Raw genomic sequence first — 19,798 nt, 5'->3', positions numbered from 1 at the left:
GTGATGGGATGGAAGATTCGTTCAAGTTTGATGATATTATAAAGAAAAGCTTTTTAAATCTTGAAGTGTTCAAAAGTGTTTCCTATATTGATATGCTGTTCGGCTTTCTGTGCTCCTTTGCCATTGGCATGTTCATCTACTGGATCTACCGACGGTGCTTCCGCGGAGTCGTCTACAGCTACAATTATAATGTTTCTTTCGTTCTGATGACCATAATCACATCTATGATCATTATGACCATCAGCACAAACATCGTGCTGTCTCTCGGAATGGTCGGTGCCCTCAGTATCGTTCGGTTCCGGACGGCCGTAAAAGATCCACTCGATATTGTCTATATGTTTTGGGCAATTTCAGCAGGTATTGCAAGTGGCGCACATATGTATCCCCTTGCTATTATCGGTTCCTTTGTCATCGGAATCACACTGGCTCTGCTTTCGAAAAAGAAGCTTCGGCAGCAGTCTTATCTGCTCATTATCCGCCATGAAGAGGAAGCGGCCGATGAACTTCGTGACCATTTACGGAAACTGAATACTACATTGAAATCAAAAAACGTCCGCAAGGGATACACGGAACTGACCTTGGAACTCAAACTCCGGGACGACAACACGTCCTTCATGCAAAAATTAGCAAGCATCTCGGGTGTGGTGGAATGCTCGCTTGTCAATTATAGCGGTGATTATGCCCAATAAATTTGGAGTGACGGAACTTTATTGAGATAAAAAAGAGTCTGCGCGACTCTTTTTTATTTGCATTTAAAACTCCCGTTTCCAAATAGGGGTGAACCATTTGACGCCTCGCCGGTTCATCGGCAGGATTTTCATATCGGCTATTAAGTGGCTTGCATAGCCCGCAAGTCCGGCGGCGACCATTCCTTCTGTTGGCCATTGTTCATGGAATTGGATCAAAATGAAACCGTAAAACGCCACTCCCAGCAATGAATGCGTGTAGGAACGGTGTGGAAGGAACGAAGCGATGATGATGTAACTTCCAGCTAGTAGGATGCCGATCGATTGATGCAGGACAAATCCGAGAAGCATAACAAGAACGCCTGTTAAAGTAAGAATCCGCCGCTGCGTTATGAGGCGTGACACGATCAGCAAGACGAGTCCGATTGCTCCATAAACTAATAACGATGTAGATAGGCCGTCTGTCAGAAAGCGGTATGTAATAAGTAGAAAGACGCTGATCCCGATCAATTGCATAATAGCCTGAGCGACCTTCTTGGAAACAGTGATCCGGTTGCTCGCCAGTCCGTTTGTATCGAGATCAGGCGCTAAACCGGAGATCCCGCCGATCGCCGTGCAAATCGAAATGGCGACAGGATCCTGGGAAGCTTGAATGCCGGCGACTGCGCCGGCCGCCAAGCCGATAACGAAATGGGAAGTTCCATCCATATGTATACCTCGCAATGTAATTTCTATGGTGCTGTTCTATTTTCACGTATGCGACAGCCAGGTGCAAGGGGAACTGTACCTATGCAGCAATATTTGCGCTGAATAAATTTCATTTTTTTATCATAAACCAACTGCATCAGTCACCTGCGGGTGGCTTTTTTTGTTCGATTATTCCCTTGACTCTCCCGTTACGTAATTCTTTACGATGTAAAGGAGATAGGTAATTTATTCGAATAAATGAGGTGAGAGAAAAGTGAAAATCATCATTGAAAATACTATTGAGCAGTACGAAACGTTATTCTCCCTACAGGAGAACGAGGAGCGGGAAAACTACTTCCGCTATTCTATGATGAAGCCGTTTGAAAAGATGTGGAAGATGATCGGTGTCCCACTGAAGGCTAGGGAAAAGAATGGTTATGATGTCATGATGGCGACGCAAATGATAGGGTTTGCTGACCTTCATGAAAGGACAGCAGGGCAATCGGCGTTACAGAAATTAAAAGAGATGGATGCACTGAAAGTGGCGGGAGATACGCTGGAGCATTGTGTCGCAATCTCTGCAGAACATGGATTACGAATAAAGGATGATGCGGTCCGATTCGGTGTTTATCTCGCCGATCATGAAAAGTTGAAAGGCCAAAACGGCTACACAGGTTTTGGCGGCATTCCCGGATATGTAATCGCGATGATAGATCCAGACGAGTATAATATGCCGCGTTTCCCTTCGTTGATTGCCCATGAGTTTCACCATAACTTACGTTTCTCTTATTTTGACTGGAATCATGGAGACATTACAGTAGGTGATTATCTTGTAATCGAAGGATTGGCGGATTCATTTGCGACTGCCCTCTATGGGGAAAGGCATCTTGGCCCGTGGGTGACTTCCATCGATTCAGAGGATCTGGAATACTCAATGGCGGTAATCGGTGAAGCGCTCCATGAAAAAGGCTTTGGGGTAGTGAGCGCCTACATGTTCGGGGACGAGTATGCAAAGAAAGAAGGCTATCCGCCAGCCGGTTTGTCAGCGGGCGCCGGTTATGCGGTGGGCTATCAAGTGGTGCAATCGTTTATGAAGTGTACCAGGAAGACCATATGGGAGGCCACTTTGTTAGGTGCAGATGAGATTATTGAAGGGAGTGGCCTTTTTAAAAAGAATGATTTGCCGGGGAATTAACAGCGGAAGAGACAGATCTAATTCGACGTAACTTGATACATTTGTAAATAAAGACTCAAAAATAGAAGAGGACAAGCTCCGTTAACTGACATAATGTTCCCATCCACTCACCTTATACTGGTAGTAGAAAAATGAAACCTGTATTGGAAAACTACTTCGTCTTGGGAACTTTATTATGGAGGGGTGGGCTTGTACGTGAAAAAGTTTAGCTTTTGCATTTTGCTTGCTGCAGCTGCATCACTGATCGCTTGGCAAAGCCACAGCTTTTCGGACACCGAACTGCTTCATGAAGAGAATGTCGCTGCTATTCCTGAAGAGGAGACTCTGCTATCTGTTCAATACGGAGAAGGCAGGGAGTTTTGGATCGGAAACAATACAGACCAATACGTTGAAATCCAGGGGGCGGGATTCGTGGCAAACGGCGCATCCAGCATCGCACCCGGCATGTTCAAAGAATTCATCCTCACCGGCCATCCGGATGAATTAATGGGCGGCTCCATTACCGTCCATGGACTATGGGAGGAAGGCGGCGTAAAAGTTGAATCGTATATCCCGCAAGCGAACATGGATTTCATCATGCAGGAATTGGATGAAGAACAAGCCGAGGTACGAGTGTCGGTCATGGAGATTGAGGAGCCGGACGGTGATGAAGAGACTGACCAGGAAAATGGAGATTGATGAAATAGTGCCTTGCTGCGATTAAGGATTTTGTGAAGGACAAGCATTCCAGCTCGTCAGGTTATTTGGCGAGGGTCTGATGTAATTTGGCGTGTGCACGGTATTATTTGGCGTTTATCTCGATGATTTGGCGCGAATCCGGATATTCTGGCGTTCGTGGTTATCTGGCGTTCAATCCGTTATTCTGGCGTTCGTTCCGGTTATCTGGCGTTCAATCCGTTATTCTGGCGTTCGCCCGGAGTTATTGGCGTTCATCTCGAATTATTGGCGTTCGCCCGGAGTTATTGGCGTTCATCCAGATATATCGGCATTCACCCGCCTGCCGCCAATAAAAACGCTCTCACCAGCAACAAAAAACCGGAAACCCCCAGCGGGATTCCGGTTTTTCACTCCTCAATAACTTTGTAGTTTCCGGCCTATTGGCATTCGTTCCAAGCGCGCGGCAACGAGGACGCCTAAGAGGGCACCGCTTATGCTGGATACGAGGAATGGTGGCATGAAAAATAGGGCTGTTACGGAAGTTCCCATGAGAAGGGCGGCGTACGGCACGGCTAGTAAGGAAGCGATCACGCCGGTGCCGATCATTTCTCCGATGGCTGCCATCCAGACTTTCCCTGATTTTTGATACAGTAGACCGGCCAGCGCGGCGCCGATCATGCCGCCGGGAAAGGCGAGAAGGGAGCCGGTTCCGGTTAACACGCGGATCAGTCCGGTAAGAAAAGCAATTATGACAGCTGGCAAAGGTCCTAATAGGACGGCAACGATGACATTGACAGCATGCTGAATAGGATAAGCACGTGCAATTCCGGCGGGGAAGGAAATGAAAACCGATCCAGTGACCGCAATTCCGACAAATACTGTCATGAGTACGAGCTTCCGGGTGTTCATAAAGTAACATTCCTTTCAAGCAACGCCTGGCCTAACACTTCCTTCAAATAGACTGTCGTCTGCCTCGGTTCATCGGATGACGCGATAGTCGAAATCACAGAAATGCCGGATGCCCCAGCATGGATAACTTGAGCAGCATTCATTACATTAATCCCACCAATTCCAACGATGGGAAGTTTGGGAATCAAGCGGGCGACTTCCGCTATCATGCTTGTTCCGGCAACAGGCTTGGCATCTAATTTTGTTGAGGTTGGGTACACAGGACCCATGCCGACATACGTAGCGCCGGCCGTGTGAGCTGCCAATGCTTCTTCCACGGTATGGACGGAAACGCCAAGCTTCATCTGGTCACCGATTCTCCGGCGGACAGAGCCAGCTTCCTCATCCTCTTGGCCGACATGGATTCCATCCGCTTCAAGCGCAATCGCCAACTCCACATCGTCATTAACGAAGAACGGCACGCCATATTGTTTGCATAACCGCTGGCAGCTCTGGGCAAAAGCTAACTTTTCCTGCCCTTGCAGAGCTCCCGGTCCTTTTTCTCGGAACTGAAAGCAGGTGATACCCCCTTCCAGCGCTTTTTCTAGCACGTCAAGAGGCTGCCGGGCATTGGTGGATCCCATAATGAAATATAGTAGATAGTCATTGTTTTTCAATCAATTCCACTCCTCTCGACTCGACATCTCCACGCAAACGGAATGCTGCATGGTTCGTCGGGCCATGCCCGTTTCCGATGGATAGCCCGTCTTCAATTGCTGCTTGGATGAAATATTTCGCGACAGTCACCGCTTCGCTTACTGGCTTTCCTTTTGCTAATTCTGCTGTGATGGCAGCTGCGAAGGTGCATCCTGTTCCATGAGTGTCCTTCGTTTCAACTCGTTTCGTTCGCAGCAACAAGCGTTCACCCGTGTTGCTAATAAAAAGATCCTCCGCAAATTCCGTATCCTTTCGATGGCCGCCCTTTACTACAATCGCTTGCGTTCCTATCTCAAGCAGTTTATGCGCCGCCCGTTCCATATCGGAAAGAGTATGAATCGGCATACCGGTCAATGTCTCCGCTTCCGGGATATTTGGCGTCAGCACGGCGGCATTTGGAAGTAAATACTCCTTAAGTGCGTCGATAGCTGATTGTTGCAGCAGGGAGGCGCCTCCTTTCGCAATCATCACAGGGTCGATCACAAGTGGAAAGGCAGGATAGCTGCACAACGTCTCGGCAACTGCCTTAATTATTTCGGCAGAGAACAACATCCCTGTTTTTGCGGCACCTACCGTAAAATCAGAAAGGACAGCATCAAGTTGAGCGGTCACAATGTCGCATTCTATTGGCTGAACTGCATGGACACCAAGTGTATTTTGGGCAGTAACTGCGGTCAATACGGACGTTCCGAATGTACCGAGCTCTTGGAATGTCTTTACATCTGCTTGAATCCCAGCACCGCCGCCACTATCGGAACCGGCAATTGTCAATGAAACAGGTATCATCTTCGTACCCCCTCCAGCTGGATTTGTGAGGAATCAATCAAAGATCCGTCCAATGAATGGAGAGCGTTCAACAAATGGATCGAAAAATCCCCTGGACCTTCCGCCCTGGCTGCGGCCCATTCGCCTGCCTTTTTATAAAAGGCGAGAGCTGAAGCTACGGCATTCTTCGCATCGGCAGGTGCTGATGCCAAAAATGCAGCACATACCGCGCTTAGCAGACAGCCCGCCCCTGTAATTCGTGTCATAAGTGGATGGCCGCCGGTAATTCGCATAATTGTTTCGCCATCGGTCACAACATCCACCTCACCAGTTACTGCCACAAGGCAGCGATGCTGTTGAGCCAATTTCTGTGCAACGGCGGCAATGTCAGCTGAACCTGATCCGGCATCCACTCCTTTTGCAGTCCATTCGACATTTGCCAGAGCGGCAATCTCGCCGGCGTTTCCTCGAATCAACATAACATCAAGAGTCTGCAACAATCTCTCAACTGCTCGTTTGCGAAACGGCGTAGCACCGGCACCGACGGGATCGACAATGACTGGTTTTCCATGTTTATTCGCGCTTTTGCCTGCCTCGATCATGGCCTCCAACTTACTCGCATCGAGCGTTCCAATGTTCAATAAAGTACAAGAGGAGAGGGCGGCAATATCAGCCGCTTCCTCGAAAGCATCCGCCATGATGGGCGAAGCGCCGAGTGCAAGCAAACCATTTGCTTGGAAATTAGCGACTACGATGTTCGTCATACAATGGATGAGTGGATTGTCCGCGCGCAGTTTATAAACGAAATTCACTTCACGGCTCATCTGAGAATCACATCTTCTTCTGCAGTAGCCCACTGTTCTTTTGTCCAAGCCATCTCCCAAAATTGCCATTCATAATGGCTGCTTTTAATAAAATGGGCTTTCACTTCTTCACGCCTTGCCGGAGACAGCGACTCCGTCAGTTGATTCAAGCGCGTGATTTGTTCAGTTGTGGCCGCTTCAAACCATTCCGAGCTATAGGTAGCAATCCATTTGTCATAGATTGGATGATTGGGCTTGGCGTCTTTCAAACGCTCTCCAATTTCATAATAAAGCCAGTAACAAGGAAGCAAAGCAGAAAGTGTCGCAGCGAGATCCCCTTCCATTGCAGCTCTGTATAAATGCGAAGTATACGCATACGCCGCAGGAGCCGGCTTGAATTCCGCCAAATCTCGTTCTGTCACACCGAGCAGGTCGAAAAATCCTTCATGCAATGAGATTTCCGCTCCGCAAGTCTCCTCCGCATGCTGTGCGAAACGTTTAACAGTCGGAAGGTCTTGAGCCTGTACGGCCGCCAGCGCATGCACTTTCGCGAAATGCGTTAAGTAATAGGAATCCTGCAATACGTAATAGCGAAACACGTCTTCCGGCAATGTTCCTTCAGCAAGACTTCGAACGAAAGGGTGTTCAAAGCTCGCTTCCCAAATGGCGTCACATTCTTTCCGTACCTCTTCACAAAATGTCATCTCCAACCACTCCTTTGTCTTGTTGGAAAACCAAAAAAGCCGCCTTCATTCAACACAACGTTGAAGAAAGCGGCTCGCAAATCAGGCGGAATATCCCCTAGGAAGACGTGCGAATCCACTTCCCTCCGCTGGTATGATCCAGATCAGGTTCAAAGGGTCCATGTATTCATACACGTCTCAGTCTTTCACAAAGACTCCCCTAGTGGTCTATCCTTTTTAGTTTTCACCATCACTATAACACAGTTTCCAAGTTTATCAAGCAGGGAAGAGGAACCAGTTATGTAGCGCTCGGTTTTCCCGTATCCGAACTAACACAGAGAAATACAACGTCCGCATCGCTCCGGTTATACCAGTAATGCGATTCCTGAGCACTGTAAAATAACGACTCTCCTTTAGTCAGCTCATGCTGGTTTCCCGCAACTTCGACTGAGAGAATGCCATCCAGTACATATACAAATTCCTGTCCAGAGTGGATAATCGGCTGCCCGCCATCTTCGCCAGGTTCGAGCGTCACACGCATCGGCATGAAATCCAGCGAATCCAATCCAGGCGCCAAGTTTTGATAATGGATGCCAGACGTGGCAATCCGGTCAATCATCAAGGATCCGCCGGGCTGTTCAGGCGCCTCCTCGTCAAAAAAATGGCCGGGACTGACATGGAGGACCATCGCAATTTTCTTTAACGATTCAAGTGTAGCTGACGATTTACCCCGTTCCAGCTGGGATAGGAAACTGATCGAGAAGCCGGTTGCATCCGCGATTTCCTTCAGCGTCAGCTCTCTTTGTTTCCTGATGGATCTGATCTTTAGACCCAGTTCCTTTGACATCCAAGTCGCATCCTTTTTTCAGAAATTAATTTCAAATAAAAATTCGATATTGACAGACTACTATTTGTTGATTAACATTATAACAAAATTGAAGTGACACTTCAATTTACAGTAACTTAGGGGGTAAGTGTATGGAGAAAAGGGATATGAGAAGGGTATTAATTGCAAGTTTAGTTGGAAGCTCCATCGAATGGTTCGATTATTTCCTTTACGGTACCGTGGCGGCTCTTGTCTTTAATACGATGTTTTTCGTTTCGGAAGATCCGTCGATCGGTTTAATACTAGCGTATGCCTCATTTGCATTGTCGTTTTTCATTCGTCCGCTTGGGGGAGTCATTTTTAGTCATATCGGGGATAAAATCGGACGCAAGAAAACGCTTGTTTTGACTTTAAGCCTCATGGGGATTGCGACATTTGGAATGGGGCTGCTGCCTACCTATTACGCGATCGGCATTTGGGCACCGATTCTATTGATCACCTTGCGGCTTATTCAAGGGCTGGGCATCGGGGGCGAGTGGGGAGGCGCCATGTTGCTCGCTGTTGAATATGCACCGAAGGAGAAGCGCGGTTTCTTTGGTTCCGTTCCGCAAATGGGCGTCACAATTGGAATGGTACTTGGAACGTTCGCTTTGTCTATAATGACTTTGCTTCCGGAAGAAGCCTTCATGAGCTGGGGATGGCGTGTGCCGTTCCTATTAAGTTCCTTGCTCGTCTTGTTTGGTCTTTGGATCCGCAAAGGCATTGAGGAAACGCCTTCATTCCGGGAAGTGAAAGCAAAGGGATCCATTCCAAAGGTGCCGGTTGTCGATACATTTAAATACCATTGGCGTGAAGTTCTAATAGCCATCGGAGCAAAAGTTGTCGAGACGGCGCCGTTTTATATTTTCGGGACATTCGTCGTTTCTTACGCAACGCAGCATGTAGGGCATTCGAACAATGAAGTGCTTATGGCTGTCATGGTCGCAACGATTATTACAACGATCTTGATTCCAATTATGGGACGCCTATCTGATAAGGTTGGCAGAAAACCGCTATATGTGTACGGAACGATTGCGATGGGACTCTATGCGTTTCCGTATTTCTGGATGCTGCATCAAGGTTCGAACCTGATGATGTTCATTGCGACAATCGTTGGACTTGGCATCATCTGGTCGCCGATTACGGCTGTACTCGGAACGATGTTTTCGGAAATCTTTTCAGCTGAAGTCAGATATACGGGCATTTCACTTGGGTATCAAATTGGAGCAGCATTAGCAGGGGGGACAGCGCCTTTGATTGCTACAGCATTGCTACTGAAGTTCAATAATTCGTATGTCCCGGTTGCTTTATATATCATTTTTACGGCCGGCCTATCACTGCTTGCCATTTGGGCGGTTCGTGACCGGAGAGACCAGCACTTAGACGACATAACAGCAGTTCCTGCGGAAAAGACAACGATTGGCAATAAAGAGTTCAGCTAAGAAAAAGAAAGAGGGATCATATGATTACAATGAATGAAGCGCAAATAATGGAAATGTACGGCATGAAAGACGCCGTGCGAGATGTAGCAGATGTGCTCCATTCACTTGCGGCCGGAAAGGTGGAAAACCCGCCACGGACAGTCATTGAGTTCCCCGGGCAAGATGCTTCCATTCTTTATATGCCTTGTGCAGATTTGGCCGAAGGCATCGCGACAAATAAAACTGTGTCCATTTTCCCGGGAAATCCCAAAACGAATGGCATGCCAACGACCCAAGGGGTAATTTTAGTCACGAATGCCACGGATGGCCGGCATCTCGCTCTCTTGAATGCTTCCTATTTAACGAGGTTGCGGACCGGTGCTATGAGCGCGCTGGCCACAGAACGTTTGGCAAAAACGAATGCTACTGTCCTCTGTGCAATCGGAACCGGGGGAATGGCGTATGAGCAAGTTCTAGGAGTGCTTGCAGTTCGTCCCATCAAGGAAATCCTGCTCGTCAATCCGACGGAATCAAAAGCAATGGCATTTGCAGAACGGCTACGAACGGAAGGCAGAGTAGGAGAAGACGTTCAAATTGAAGTGGTGAAAGACGTCGATTCTGCTGTTCGACGTGCGGATATTATTAACTGTGCAACCCGGTCAGCGACACCGGTATTCAGCGGGGAAGCCATACAGCCCGGAACCCATGTGAACGGAGTGGGCTCCTATTTGCCTCATATGCGGGAAGTCGATCAAACCTTTATTTTTAACTGCTCTAAAATCGTAGTGGATGATTTGCATGGCGTGAAAGAAGAGGCGGGCGAACTGATTCACGCCGCCGAGCAGACAGACTGGTCATTCGACAATGTGCATGGAGAACTCGTCAACCTTGTCACAGGGCAAATCAAAGGACGCGATCACGAGGAGGAAATCACTTTCTTCAAATGTGTGGGTGCAGCCTATTTTGACCTTGCTGTTGCGAAAGGGGTTTACCGGAAAGCGGAAAAGGAAGACCATGGCGCAAGAGTGGATATATAATATAGAAGAAAAACGGCCTTGTGAGGGCCGTTTTTCTATTTGTCGATTGATATGAAGAGAAGACGTTCTCTTCTTTTATTAAAAGACAGCTTCTTCAAACCCTTTTGCTGCAATCGTTCCGTTCTCAATCTTCTCTACAAAATGGCAAGCGGCTTGATGTCCGGCTTTCATATCACTATGAGTAATCAGTTCTGGCACATCCGTCTTGCATTTCGCTTGTGCAAAAGGACATCGGGTATGGAATCGGCATCCAGAAGGCGGATCAATTGGTGAAGGCACATCCCCAGTTAGTACGATATGCTTTTTTTCGCGAGTTGGATCCGGCACAGGGATGGCAGATAGCAATGCCTTTGTATAGGGATGTTTTGGGCTTTCGAAAATTGAATATTTATCTCCGATTTCTACGATTTTCCCAAGGTACATGACGATAACACGGTCTGAAATATGCCGGACAACGCCTAAGTCATGGGAAATAAATAAATAGGTCAACTGGAATTCCTCTTGTAACTCCTCCAATAGGTTCAGCACCTGTGCTTGGATGGAAACATCCAGAGCGGAGACGGCTTCGTCACAAATAATCAGTTTTGGATCGACTGATAAGGCACGGGCTATTCCGATCCGTTGTCGCTGGCCGCCTGAGAATTCGTGTGGATAACGGTCAGCCTGGTATTCATTTAACCCGACAGTCTCCAGCAGTTCAATAATTCGCTTCCGTCTGTCTTTGGCGGGCAGCACTTTCTGGATCGTCATCGCTTCATCCAATACATCCGCTACTGTTTGCCGTGGATTGATGGATGCGTACGGATCTTGGAAGATGATTTGCAAGTCTTTTCGATGCTTGCGCATACTACGCTTGGATAAAGTCGTCAGCTCCTCCCCGTTGAATACGACAGACCCTTCTGTCGGCTCCTCAAGCCTGAGAATAGCCCGCCCTGTGGTCGATTTACCGCAGCCTGATTCGCCAACGATGCTGACTGTTTCTCCTTCGTAAATGGTGAAGCTGATATCATCGACCGCTTTCACATAATTGACAGTCCGGCCCATCATACCGCCTTTAATCGGAAAATACTGTTTCAGTCCTTCGACCTTCAGCAATTCTTTTTTCGCCATAGACCATCACCTCCGATTCGCCTTCCCATTTTTCAGAATAAATCCAGCAACGGACATCATTGCCTTGCGTATCTTTCATTAATTCTGGCATTTCTCTCTTGCACAGCTCGGTCGCAGCCGGACATCTTGGTGCAAAGCGGCACCCGGCCGGCATATCTTTCGGATTCGGCACATTGCCTCGGATCGGTTCCAATTTCTTCAGCTCAACGTCGTGACGGGGCAGTGAATTCAGTAGACCGATCGTATAGGGGTGCTTCGGTTTTTGAAACAATGTCAGAACATCCGAATACTCAACGACCTGTCCAGCGTACATAACGGCCACAAAATCGCATGTTTCCGCAACGACCCCTAAATCATGTGTAATCATAATGACTGACATACCCAGGCGCTTCTGCAATCCCCGAATAAGACCGAGAATCTGAGCTTGAATCGTAACATCCAATGCAGTTGTCGGTTCATCGGCTATCAATATTTCCGGGTTACAGGCAAGGGCCATAGCGATCATGACCCGTTGCCGCATACCGCCTGACAGTTCATGCGGATACTGCTTGACTCGTTTATCAGGAGAAGGAATTCCGACAAGCTTTAACAATTCGACCGAACGGAGAAGCGCCGCTTTTTTTGACAAGTTCTGATGCTTCATGATGGATTCGCTAATTTGCTGGCCTACCGTAAAAACAGGATTCAGAGACGTCATCGGCTCCTGAAATATCATAGAAATAGCATTTCCACGCAAATCACGCATCTTCTTGTCTGAATAGGATAGAATGTTTTCCCCTTTAAATAGAACCTTACCGCTCTTAATTTCCCCATTACTTGCCAACAGTTTTAGAATGGATAATGCGGTAATACTCTTCCCGGAACCTGATTCTCCTACAATCCCGAGGGTTCCTCCGGCTGGAAGTGTAAAATTGACACCATCGACCGCTTTCACTTCTCCTTCATCTGTATGGAAAGATGTGCGGAGATCCTGCACTTCCAATAATGTCTCTGTCAAGATGACCACCCCACTTTTGCTTAAATTAATTCAGATCAATCCGTTTGTTCAACAGTCGATACGAAATGTCGACTAGGAGATTGACGAATACGAATAGGAATGAAATAACTAGGACGGTCCCTTGTACAATCGGAAAGTCCCTTGTCCGAATCGCATCAATCGTCAAACGTCCCATTCCGTTAATCGCAAAGATCGACTCCGTCAATACCGCTCCGCCAAGAAAACCGCCGAACTCCAGTCCGACGACTGTTATGACAGGAATTAAAGCGTTCTTAAGCGCATGGCGATAAATAACGATTCGCTCGCTCATTCCTTTTGCACGGGCTGTTCGTATATAATCCTGACCGATCACTTCAAGCATGGACGATCTTGTCATCCTAGCAATAATTGCAGCTCCTCCCGTGCCAAGAGTGACGACTGGCAAAATAATCTGACGCCAATCATCTCCCCATCCGGACGCCCGCATTTTCATGAATTCCGGCATCCAGTCGGGACCGATGGCAAACCATTGGATAAGCATGAGGCCGAACCAGAAATTAGGCATGGAAAGCCCGAATAATGCTATCAGCATGATTGTGATGTCAGACCATGTATAATGGCGCACCGCAGAGATAATGCCAGCAATTAACCCTAAAAATACAGCAAGGATCGTGGCGTAGAAAGAGAGTTCAACGGTCGTCCAAAATCGAGCTTTAATCTCATCCATTACGGGACGGCCGCTTCGTATGGAATTTCCGAGATCTCCTTGCACTACATTTTTCATATAGTTGACATATTGAACAGGCGCAGGTTCATTCAGCCCTAGCTTTTCACGAATCTGTTCCACAGTTTTTGGAGAAGCCCCTTCACCGGCAATGATTTGGGCTGGATCTCCTGGAATTAAATACATTAACGAGAAAACGAGAATGGAGACGCCAAGCAGAACTGGAATCGTCTGGAGCAGGCGTCTGATAATAAATTTTGACACGTTGATGCCCCTCCTTATTTCTTCATTTTCGGATCGAGTGCATCCCGCAAACCATCCCCGAAGATATTGAACGCCAAAACAACAAGAACAATCATGATTCCAGGAAAGAGTACAAGGTGCGGCGCCTCTCTCATGTAGGTACGCCCCTCACTCAGCATCGCTCCCCATTCAGGAGTCGGCGGCTTGGCGCCTAAACCTAAGAAGGCGAGTCCACTCGCCGTCAAGACGGCTGTAGCAATTCGAAGAGTCAACTGGACAATAATAGGTGATAGGACGTTTGGTAATATATGCTTAAATATAATTCTCCCATCAGATGCTCCCAGTGCTTTCACCGCATCAATGTATTCTAGTTTCCGAACTGAAAGTGTGGATCCGCGAACAATTCGTGCGAAGGCGGGAACAGAAAATATACCCACTGCGATAATGACATTTGTTAAACTTCCGCCAAGGACGGATACAATTGCAAGTGCAAGCAGAATGCCAGGAAAGGCAAGAAGCACATCCATCGTCCGCATAATGAGCGTATCCAGTATGCCGCCGTAGTATCCGGAGATAATTCCAAGAAAGACTCCCACTACCCCCCCAAGTGCAACGGATAGAAAGCCGACTTTCATTGTAATGGCCATGCCGTGAATAATTCGGGTGAATATGTCCCGTCCATAATTATCGGTCCCAAACCAATGCTCCGCGGACGGCGGTTGGAGTTTAATAGAAATTTGGGTCGCATTTGGATCGGCAGTCGTGAAGAAGGGACCAAAAAGTCCGGTAAGAATAAAAAATATGATTAATGCCCCACCGACGACGGCTGCTTTATTCTTTCTAAGCCTTCGCCAAAACCCCTTATACGCTTCAACTCTCGGGCTGGAGCGTTTTTGCCCAAAGTCTGCAGCGGGTGTTTGTTGTACCATGATGAACACCTTCCCCCCAGATATTTAATAACCAATCAGTTGGCAGATTAGTTGGTTTACAGTAGCATACCATGAAACAGTATTTTGACAAACTTAATTTGTTAGTATTTTTAGTGTATTTTTAATTATTGATTTATGGTATAAAATTCCTACATTCTCTTGAATTACCTTGTTTCCGTAAAGGTACAAGCACATCTAGGAATAAACTATTACTTCTTTCATACTAGAACAATTATTCTGAAATGTATTGTCTATTCAGATTTTGTGTGCTATATTGCTTCTAACAATTGCAAATTGAGTAAGATGTTAGTTTGCAATATGTTAATTACACAATGGGGGGAACCGAAAATGAAGTCAACCGGGAAAGCAAAATGGCTGTTTGTCCTTGTATTGGCCTTTTCCATGATTCTTGCTGCGTGTGGTGGGGGAAGCGGAAACAAATCTTCAGAGAAGGGAAATGCCGATGATTCAAGTAACATCGATGAAGGAAAAGGCGAAGGAGTGGAAGGCGGGGACCTCGTATTAGCTGTCCTGTCTGATGCATCTTCACTGGATCCAGCAGGTTCAAATGACGTACCATCCTCTGTCGTGCAAGCTAATATTTATGAAACGTTAGTCAATCGGGATGACGACAATAAGATTATCGAGGGATTGGCTACGAGCTGGGATGCAATTGATGACACAACATATGAATTTAAACTGCGTGAAGGAGTTACATTCCATGACGGGGAACCGTTTAACGCGGAAGCCGTTAAAGTAAACTTAGAGCGAATTCTTGATCCGGAAGTGGCATCTCCAAGATATTTTCTATATGAAATGATTACTGATATTATTGTAAAAGACGAATATACCGTTCAGATTAAGACGGAATATCCTTTTGCACCATTATTGGCTCACTTATCACATAATGGCGGAAGCATGGTTAGCCCTAAATCTATTGAGGCAGATTATGCAGCAATGAAAGAAGGAGAAAAATCAGGTTCCGTTGTTTCGACAGCTCCAGTTGGCACAGGATATTTTAAATTTGATAGCTGGACACCAGGATCTGAAATTAAACTGGTCCGCAATGACGACTATTGGGGAGATAAGGTCCATGTCGATACGGTAACATTTAAAGTTGTTCCAGAAAGCGGAACACGTAATGCAGACCTAGAGACAGGTTATGTTCATATCGCCGATCCGGTTCAGCCTAACGAAGTGGCTGATATGAATGCCGGTGATTATGCAAAGGTAAATCAACAGACATCTTCCAGCTTGGCGTATCTCGGATTTAATACGGAAAAAGAGCCGTTCAACGATCCGAAAGTACGTAAAGCCATCTCCATGCTTGTGAATAAAGATGATATCAGTGAAGGCGTTTATGATGGATTCGGCGTCCCAGCGAAAGGTCCGTTGGCACCAGGTATCTTCGGTTACAATGAAGACGCAAAACCAGTGGAATATAATCCGGAAGAAGCAAAAAAACTGTTAGAAGAAGCAGGGTATGGAGACGGGTTTAAAACATCTATCTGGACGAATGACAACCCGCAACGTCAGCAAATTGCTGTATTGGTCCAGGAGGAATTGAAAAAAGTAAACATTGAAGCGGACATCAATGTGATGGAATTCGGAGCTTATCTGGATAAAACAGCTGCAGGAGAGCACGATATGTTCATCCTTGGCTGGTCGAACTCCACAGGTGACGCTGACTACGGTATGTACGCCCTGTTCCACTCTTCCCAAAAAGGAGACCCGGGGAACCGCTCCTTCTATGAAAATCCGGAAGTCGACAAACTTCTTGAAGAAGGAAGAAGAGAGTCTGATCCTGAAAAGCGAATTGAAATTTACAATAAAGTACAAGAACATTTAATTGAAGATGCCCCAATGGTTTATCTAATCCATACGGAATACCTGACCGGCGTCAGCAATAAAATCAAAGGATTCTCCATCGACACATCAGGTATCTATCAATTGAAGAACGTTCAGTTTGTCGAATAATAAATAACAGGGATGCTGCCAATACGGCAGCATCCTATTTATATGTTCTCGCATTTTATTATCATTGTAGAGATGTTGCAGAGCCAATCGAGGATTTTCTGCTTTAAGATTATCCTCCAGGGATAAGGCGATAACGAAGAGCATGCAATCAGAAATCTCGCATGTTCATTACTCAAAACTCAAAGTTCGATAACTATTACTGATTGATGATTTTTATCACTTTGCCTATAATATCACCCTTTTTAACGGGTCTATGATGGCGGCTGTCCTTACTTAAAGAAGGTGAATCTCCCACAATAAAATATTCATCTTCTTGCAGAGTAACTGGTTCAGGTCCTTCTATATCTAGTGGTACATATTCTGCTTCCAATGGCGTACCGTCTATGTACACATTCCCATTTCGAAATTGAATCTTTTCGCCAGGCAGCCCGATCACTCGTTTGGCATGCTTTTGATCTTCATTGAAAATATACACAACGATGTCACCACGTTCGATTGAATTTGACTTGTAGAAATCCTTATCTACCACAAATTGATTTTGGTCATAAATAGTTGGCTCCATGGAACGGCCTTCGAAAACATAGGCCGCGGACTGATTGGCAGATTGGCAGCCTATTAAAAATACCAGTGGAATGAAAAGTAGCAGCTTTTTCAAAACCTTCACCTCCCTTTGCCTGTTGATCTTCTTTCATTTTGATTTGAAATCAGATTGGTTACAAGTAATATTCCCCGGGAAATACCGACAAATTATAGTACCATATGTGGAAAATGTAGAAGTATAGAATATTAGTGAAGGGAATACTATTTCCGCACAAAATAGCAGCTAAGTATTGAATTTAATTTCCAAATGAAGGGAATAATGATATGCTTACAAATAGGGAAGAGGGGGAGAAGAAGGGATGCAAAATTGCAAGTCGTGCGGCAGACTTATAAATTCAAGGATTTCCTTATGTCCATCTTGCAAGAGTAAAAGTAAGAAAAAGCGTTTCTCACGCATGGCTATGATAGGTATTGCCATTCTTGCGGTGGTTTTTATAGGAGGACATTTTCAAATGAAGCGCGCCACTGCACCAGAACAGACAGTGCAACGCATATTTGAAGCAATAATGAACAAAAATGAAAAGGCTCTTGCCGATGAATTGAATATGGGAAGGGAGCAGGATGCTCGAGCACTTCTGTTGTACTTGAACAGTCAGGATTTGCCAGCGTTTAATGAGAAAATGCAGCAAGCGGCAGGAAATGTCTTTCGAAACGGCAATCCGCAGACAATTCGGCATGGAGACGGTCAAGATATTCTGAGGTTTACATTGGATAAAAAATTTGGGATATATAACGTAGTAAATGCCAGATTAGTAGATATGAATCTTGGAACTGTGAAGAATGGTATTTATAAAGCAAGTGAAAGCCGCTTTCCTATCGAACTGCTTAAAGAAAATGCAGTTTACACGACAAATTGGCGAGATGGAAATACGTTGTTCCGATTGTATGTCGCTGAAATCGGAAAACTGCCTGGGCTTCTAGCTGATGAAGGCGTCAATAAAGAGAACAGCCATGCCCTGTTCCTAGCAAAGGAGAATGAAAAACAAGGAGTGCTGCAGAAAGGTGTCATCCCATCCAGTCTGAAGAAAGAGGATATTCATGAGTGGCAGTTAGAAAACCGGCGCTTTCTCGGTTTTATTGACAATGAAACGTCTCTCGATTTGTGGACGCTGGAGAACGGGAGCATGAGAGAAGTCCTGTTTGATGGTGAACAAAACCTTACTGTAGTGGATGGAAAGGTAAAATTTCTTGAGGAAAGTTATTTGCAGACTTACGAACCAGTTGAAGGAAAAGATGGGTGGACCTTTACGACATGGATTTGGAATCCGGATCAATTGCAATTCAATCAGTTGCACTCGGAATCTTACACAAACGACAGGCCTTATGGGCTCGAGACGGGGCAGCACATTACAGAACTTTGGAATAAGCACGACGCATATTATGACACATTCCCTCAATATACTTTCTCGAAGCAATCTGTGGAATTATTAAAAGATGGTATGCTCTTGCAAACAGATGTCCAACTGGGAATGTCAATTAAAGATGTTCTTCAGATGCTTCCAGACCCCTATGATCACGACTACTATAATGGAGGAATCTATTATGCTTTTCCTGGCGGCAGAACCTTTTTCTATGCTGAACTGTCAGGGGAGGTAACGTATGTAACGCTCAGCGGGAGCTCATTAACAAATGATCTGGAGGAACTGCTAGAGATTCTAGGCACACCTGAGCAAGAAGGATATGATGACATGAATGATGAGTATTATTATTCCTATAAATTTGGGCAAAACCAACTCCGAGTGGATAGAAAGAAGGACGGCAGGATCGTTTCCTTGTGGCTTTCTAAACGCCCAAATTAGCACTTTGTTTTGACCATACTCTATCCCTTTCCTGAAGAAATTCCTATATATAGATAGAGGAGGGGGAAGATGTGGTCAAAATTGCATTAGATGCGCGACATGGCAGAAGCACATCGGGTAAGCAATCACCTGATGGAGAACGCGAATGGGACTTCAACAGCCAGGTTGTCGAAGCATGCGCGGCTAAGCTAAAAACGTGTGAAAATGTGGAAGTCTTGCGGATGGATGATCCTTCGGGCAAGACGGATGTACCGCTTGTCGAGCGCACAAATAAGGCCAATGCATGGAAAGCGGATGTGTACGTCGCTGTCCACCATAATGCCAATACGGGCAGCTGGGGAAGTTGGACAGGCGTTGAAACGTATACGTTTAATGGACAATCTGCCAATCCCAAATCAATGGAACTCGCAAAGCTAGTTCAGCCCCGAATAGTGAAGGCGATGGGGTTGGCGGATCGAGGTGTGCGCCAAGCCAATTTTCATGTACTTCGGGAAACGAACATGCCTGCAATCTTAACGGAAGGCGGCTTTATGGATTCCGTGGTTGATATTCAGGCGCTCAGATCCTCGGATAAGCTGCGTGCGCAAGGGGAAGCGATTGCGGAGGCATTGGCAGTTTATTATAAATTAAAAAAGAAACCAGTTGAAGCCGAAACGCCTCAGCCAGTGCAACCATATGAAAAGGATGCACCACCGTCACCTGGATTTGCGGAGAAATTCCAAGCAGCGATCGATCTCGGAATTACCAATGGATTGTATCCGCGGCGGCCGGCTACTCGTGAGGAAGTAGCTGTCATGATTGTACGGGCAGTTCGATCGTTAAAGAAATAAAGAGAACAGGATCCATTTGAAGTGGACATGCCTATGTGTCCTTTTTCATTTGATAAAGTTAATGATTCGGTATTGTATCGCAGAATCAGACAATATAGAGCAAGACGCTACTAAGAATGGTTTGCTACGCCGAGGGATCGCAAATAGATTACAAATAGTATTTGCTTTAACTTTATGTAAGTTTTTATTAAGAAAGTATGAGAGGT

The 19,798-nt window shown here is 46.1% G+C and carries 21 protein-coding genes and 1 riboswitch; of the genes, 9 read left to right on the top strand and 12 right to left on the bottom strand.

From position 1 onward, the window contains the following. Positions 1–8: 8 nt before the first annotated feature. Positions 9–689: a DUF4956 domain-containing protein gene (locus ACSW3C_RS12150; protein ID WP_486562859.1), complete on the top strand. Its 681-nt coding sequence runs from the start codon at positions 9–11 to the stop codon at positions 687–689. 63 nt (positions 690–752) lie between these two features. Here the strand turns inward: ACSW3C_RS12150 and ACSW3C_RS12145 are convergent, their stop codons facing one another. Further along, a complete protein-coding gene (locus ACSW3C_RS12145; protein WP_486562858.1) occupies positions 753–1,394 on the bottom strand; it encodes a metal-dependent hydrolase in 642 nt (213 codons plus the stop codon). Between the two features lie 253 nt (positions 1,395–1,647). Here ACSW3C_RS12145 and ACSW3C_RS12140 point away from each other — a divergent pair, with 253 nt between their 5' ends. The 3 genes from ACSW3C_RS12140 (at position 1,648) to ACSW3C_RS12130 (ending at position 3,646) form a co-directional block, all read left to right on the top strand. Then, positions 1,648–2,568 carry a DUF2268 domain-containing putative Zn-dependent protease gene (locus ACSW3C_RS12140; protein WP_486562857.1) on the top strand — a complete coding sequence of 307 codons (921 nt, stop codon included), beginning with the start codon at positions 1,648–1,650 and terminating at the stop codon, positions 2,566–2,568. 195 nt (positions 2,569–2,763) lie between these two features. Beyond that, positions 2,764–3,246, top strand: a complete 483-nt coding sequence (locus tag ACSW3C_RS12135; RefSeq protein WP_486562856.1) for a hypothetical protein — start codon at positions 2,764–2,766, stop codon at positions 3,244–3,246. A gap of 91 nt (positions 3,247–3,337) precedes the next feature. After that, positions 3,338–3,646, top strand: a complete 309-nt coding sequence (locus tag ACSW3C_RS12130; RefSeq protein ID WP_486562855.1) for a hypothetical protein — start codon at positions 3,338–3,340, stop codon at positions 3,644–3,646. Here ACSW3C_RS12130 and thiW read toward each other — a convergent pair. The 6 genes from thiW to ACSW3C_RS12100 all read right to left on the bottom strand — a co-directional run bounded on the left by thiW (position 3,640) and on the right by ACSW3C_RS12100 (position 7,928). Further along, positions 3,640–4,134 carry an energy coupling factor transporter S component ThiW gene (thiW, locus tag ACSW3C_RS12125; RefSeq protein ID WP_486562854.1) on the bottom strand — a complete coding sequence of 165 codons (495 nt, stop codon included), beginning with the start codon at positions 4,132–4,134 and terminating at the stop codon, positions 3,640–3,642. The two genes, ACSW3C_RS12130 and thiW, sit on opposite strands and share 7 nt — an antisense overlap. Continuing rightward, complete coding sequence (thiE, locus tag ACSW3C_RS12120; RefSeq protein ID WP_486562894.1) at positions 4,131–4,757, bottom strand: thiamine phosphate synthase; 627 nt, start codon at positions 4,755–4,757, stop codon at positions 4,131–4,133. Before thiE ends, thiW begins: the two co-directional genes overlap by 4 nt. A gap of 19 nt (positions 4,758–4,776) precedes the next feature. After that, on the bottom strand, positions 4,777–5,616 hold the full coding sequence (thiD, locus tag ACSW3C_RS12115) for a bifunctional hydroxymethylpyrimidine kinase/phosphomethylpyrimidine kinase (RefSeq protein ID WP_486562853.1): 840 nt from the start codon (positions 5,614–5,616) through the stop codon (positions 4,777–4,779). After that, positions 5,613–6,488, bottom strand: coding sequence for a hydroxyethylthiazole kinase (thiM, locus tag ACSW3C_RS12110; protein ID WP_486562852.1), 876 nt, complete (start codon positions 6,486–6,488; stop codon positions 5,613–5,615). Before thiM ends, thiD begins: the two co-directional genes overlap by 4 nt. Then, the gene (gene tenA, locus ACSW3C_RS12105) at positions 6,416–7,102 is read right to left on the bottom strand and encodes a thiaminase II (protein ID WP_486562851.1); all 687 of its coding nucleotides are present in this window, start codon (positions 7,100–7,102) and stop codon (positions 6,416–6,418) included. The genes thiM and tenA overlap by 73 nt, the downstream gene beginning before the upstream one ends. Before the next feature lie 103 nt (positions 7,103–7,205). Further along, positions 7,206–7,313: riboswitch (TPP riboswitch) on the bottom strand. Between the two features lie 66 nt (positions 7,314–7,379). Then, on the bottom strand, positions 7,380–7,928 hold the full coding sequence (locus ACSW3C_RS12100; RefSeq protein ID WP_486562850.1) for a helix-turn-helix domain-containing protein: 549 nt from the start codon (positions 7,926–7,928) through the stop codon (positions 7,380–7,382). Between the two features lie 131 nt (positions 7,929–8,059). Here ACSW3C_RS12100 and ACSW3C_RS12095 point away from each other — a divergent pair, with 131 nt between their 5' ends. Both ACSW3C_RS12095 and ACSW3C_RS12090 read left to right on the top strand, forming a co-directional pair. After that, positions 8,060–9,388 carry an MFS transporter gene (locus ACSW3C_RS12095; RefSeq protein WP_486562849.1) on the top strand — a complete coding sequence of 443 codons (1,329 nt, stop codon included), beginning with the start codon at positions 8,060–8,062 and terminating at the stop codon, positions 9,386–9,388. Between the two features lie 20 nt (positions 9,389–9,408). Further along, positions 9,409–10,404, top strand: a complete 996-nt coding sequence (locus tag ACSW3C_RS12090; RefSeq protein ID WP_486562848.1) for an ornithine cyclodeaminase family protein — start codon at positions 9,409–9,411, stop codon at positions 10,402–10,404. Between the two features lie 78 nt (positions 10,405–10,482). Here the strand turns inward: ACSW3C_RS12090 and ACSW3C_RS12085 are convergent, their stop codons facing one another. The 4 genes from ACSW3C_RS12085 to ACSW3C_RS12070 are packed head-to-tail and all read right to left on the bottom strand — an operon-like array spanning position 10,483 to position 14,386. Then, positions 10,483–11,514, bottom strand: a complete 1,032-nt coding sequence (locus ACSW3C_RS12085; RefSeq protein WP_486562847.1) for an ABC transporter ATP-binding protein — start codon at positions 11,512–11,514, stop codon at positions 10,483–10,485. Next, positions 11,459–12,511: an ABC transporter ATP-binding protein gene (locus ACSW3C_RS12080; protein ID WP_486562846.1), complete on the bottom strand. Its 1,053-nt coding sequence runs from the start codon at positions 12,509–12,511 to the stop codon at positions 11,459–11,461. Before ACSW3C_RS12080 ends, ACSW3C_RS12085 begins: the two co-directional genes overlap by 56 nt. A gap of 25 nt (positions 12,512–12,536) precedes the next feature. Further along, positions 12,537–13,478, bottom strand: coding sequence for an ABC transporter permease (locus tag ACSW3C_RS12075; RefSeq protein ID WP_486562845.1), 942 nt, complete (start codon positions 13,476–13,478; stop codon positions 12,537–12,539). Positions 13,479–13,492: 14 nt separating this feature from the next. Beyond that, entirely contained in the window at positions 13,493–14,386 is an 894-nt protein-coding gene (locus tag ACSW3C_RS12070; RefSeq protein WP_486562844.1) for an ABC transporter permease, read from the bottom strand. Positions 14,387–14,734: 348 nt separating this feature from the next. Between ACSW3C_RS12070 and ACSW3C_RS12065 the strand changes: the two genes are divergently transcribed. Next, a complete protein-coding gene (locus tag ACSW3C_RS12065) occupies positions 14,735–16,363 on the top strand; it encodes a glutathione ABC transporter substrate-binding protein (RefSeq protein WP_486562843.1) in 1,629 nt (542 codons plus the stop codon). A gap of 196 nt (positions 16,364–16,559) precedes the next feature. Here ACSW3C_RS12065 and lepB read toward each other — a convergent pair whose 3' ends face one another. Further along, positions 16,560–17,018 carry a signal peptidase I gene (gene lepB, locus ACSW3C_RS12060; RefSeq protein ID WP_486562842.1) on the bottom strand — a complete coding sequence of 153 codons (459 nt, stop codon included), beginning with the start codon at positions 17,016–17,018 and terminating at the stop codon, positions 16,560–16,562. A 397-nt stretch (positions 17,019–17,415) separates the two neighbouring features. Between lepB and ACSW3C_RS12055 the strand changes: the two genes are divergently transcribed. After that, positions 17,416–18,762, top strand: a complete 1,347-nt coding sequence (locus ACSW3C_RS12055; protein ID WP_486562841.1) for a hypothetical protein — start codon at positions 17,416–17,418, stop codon at positions 18,760–18,762. Between the two features lie 71 nt (positions 18,763–18,833). Beyond that, on the top strand, positions 18,834–19,592 hold the full coding sequence (locus tag ACSW3C_RS12050; protein ID WP_486562840.1) for an N-acetylmuramoyl-L-alanine amidase family protein: 759 nt from the start codon (positions 18,834–18,836) through the stop codon (positions 19,590–19,592). Positions 19,593–19,798: the final 206 nt, after the last annotated feature.

It is taken from the genome of Sporosarcina sp. AD_1 (genome assembly GCF_057373025.1).
This window is presented reverse-complemented; position numbering and strand designations above follow the sequence as displayed.

Coding starts and splice junctions, on each gene's coding strand:
- ACSW3C_RS12150 (WP_486562859.1), top strand. CDS start 9: ATGGAAGATTCGTTCAAGTTTGATGATATTATAAAGAAAAGCTTTTTA.
- ACSW3C_RS12145 (WP_486562858.1), bottom strand. CDS start 1,394: ATGGATGGAACTTCCCATTTCGTTATCGGCTTGGCGGCCGGCGCAGTC.
- thiW (WP_486562854.1), bottom strand. CDS start 4,134: ATGAACACCCGGAAGCTCGTACTCATGACAGTATTTGTCGGAATTGCG.
- thiE (WP_486562894.1), bottom strand. CDS start 4,757: ATGGGATCCACCAATGCCCGGCAGCCTCTTGACGTGCTAGAAAAAGCG.
- thiD (WP_486562853.1), bottom strand. CDS start 5,616: ATGATACCTGTTTCATTGACAATTGCCGGTTCCGATAGTGGCGGCGGT.
- thiM (WP_486562852.1), bottom strand. CDS start 6,488: ATGGCAATTTTGGGAGATGGCTTGGACAAAAGAACAGTGGGCTACTGC.
- tenA (WP_486562851.1), bottom strand. CDS start 7,102: ATGACATTTTGTGAAGAGGTACGGAAAGAATGTGACGCCATTTGGGAA.
- ACSW3C_RS12100 (WP_486562850.1), bottom strand. CDS start 7,928: ATGTCAAAGGAACTGGGTCTAAAGATCAGATCCATCAGGAAACAAAGA.
- ACSW3C_RS12095 (WP_486562849.1), top strand. CDS start 8,060: ATGGAGAAAAGGGATATGAGAAGGGTATTAATTGCAAGTTTAGTTGGA.
- ACSW3C_RS12090 (WP_486562848.1), top strand. CDS start 9,409: ATGATTACAATGAATGAAGCGCAAATAATGGAAATGTACGGCATGAAA.
- ACSW3C_RS12085 (WP_486562847.1), bottom strand. CDS start 11,514: ATGGCGAAAAAAGAATTGCTGAAGGTCGAAGGACTGAAACAGTATTTT.
- ACSW3C_RS12070 (WP_486562844.1), bottom strand. CDS start 14,386: ATGGTACAACAAACACCCGCTGCAGACTTTGGGCAAAAACGCTCCAGC.
- ACSW3C_RS12065 (WP_486562843.1), top strand. CDS start 14,735: ATGAAGTCAACCGGGAAAGCAAAATGGCTGTTTGTCCTTGTATTGGCC.
- ACSW3C_RS12055 (WP_486562841.1), top strand. CDS start 17,416: ATGAAGCGCGCCACTGCACCAGAACAGACAGTGCAACGCATATTTGAA.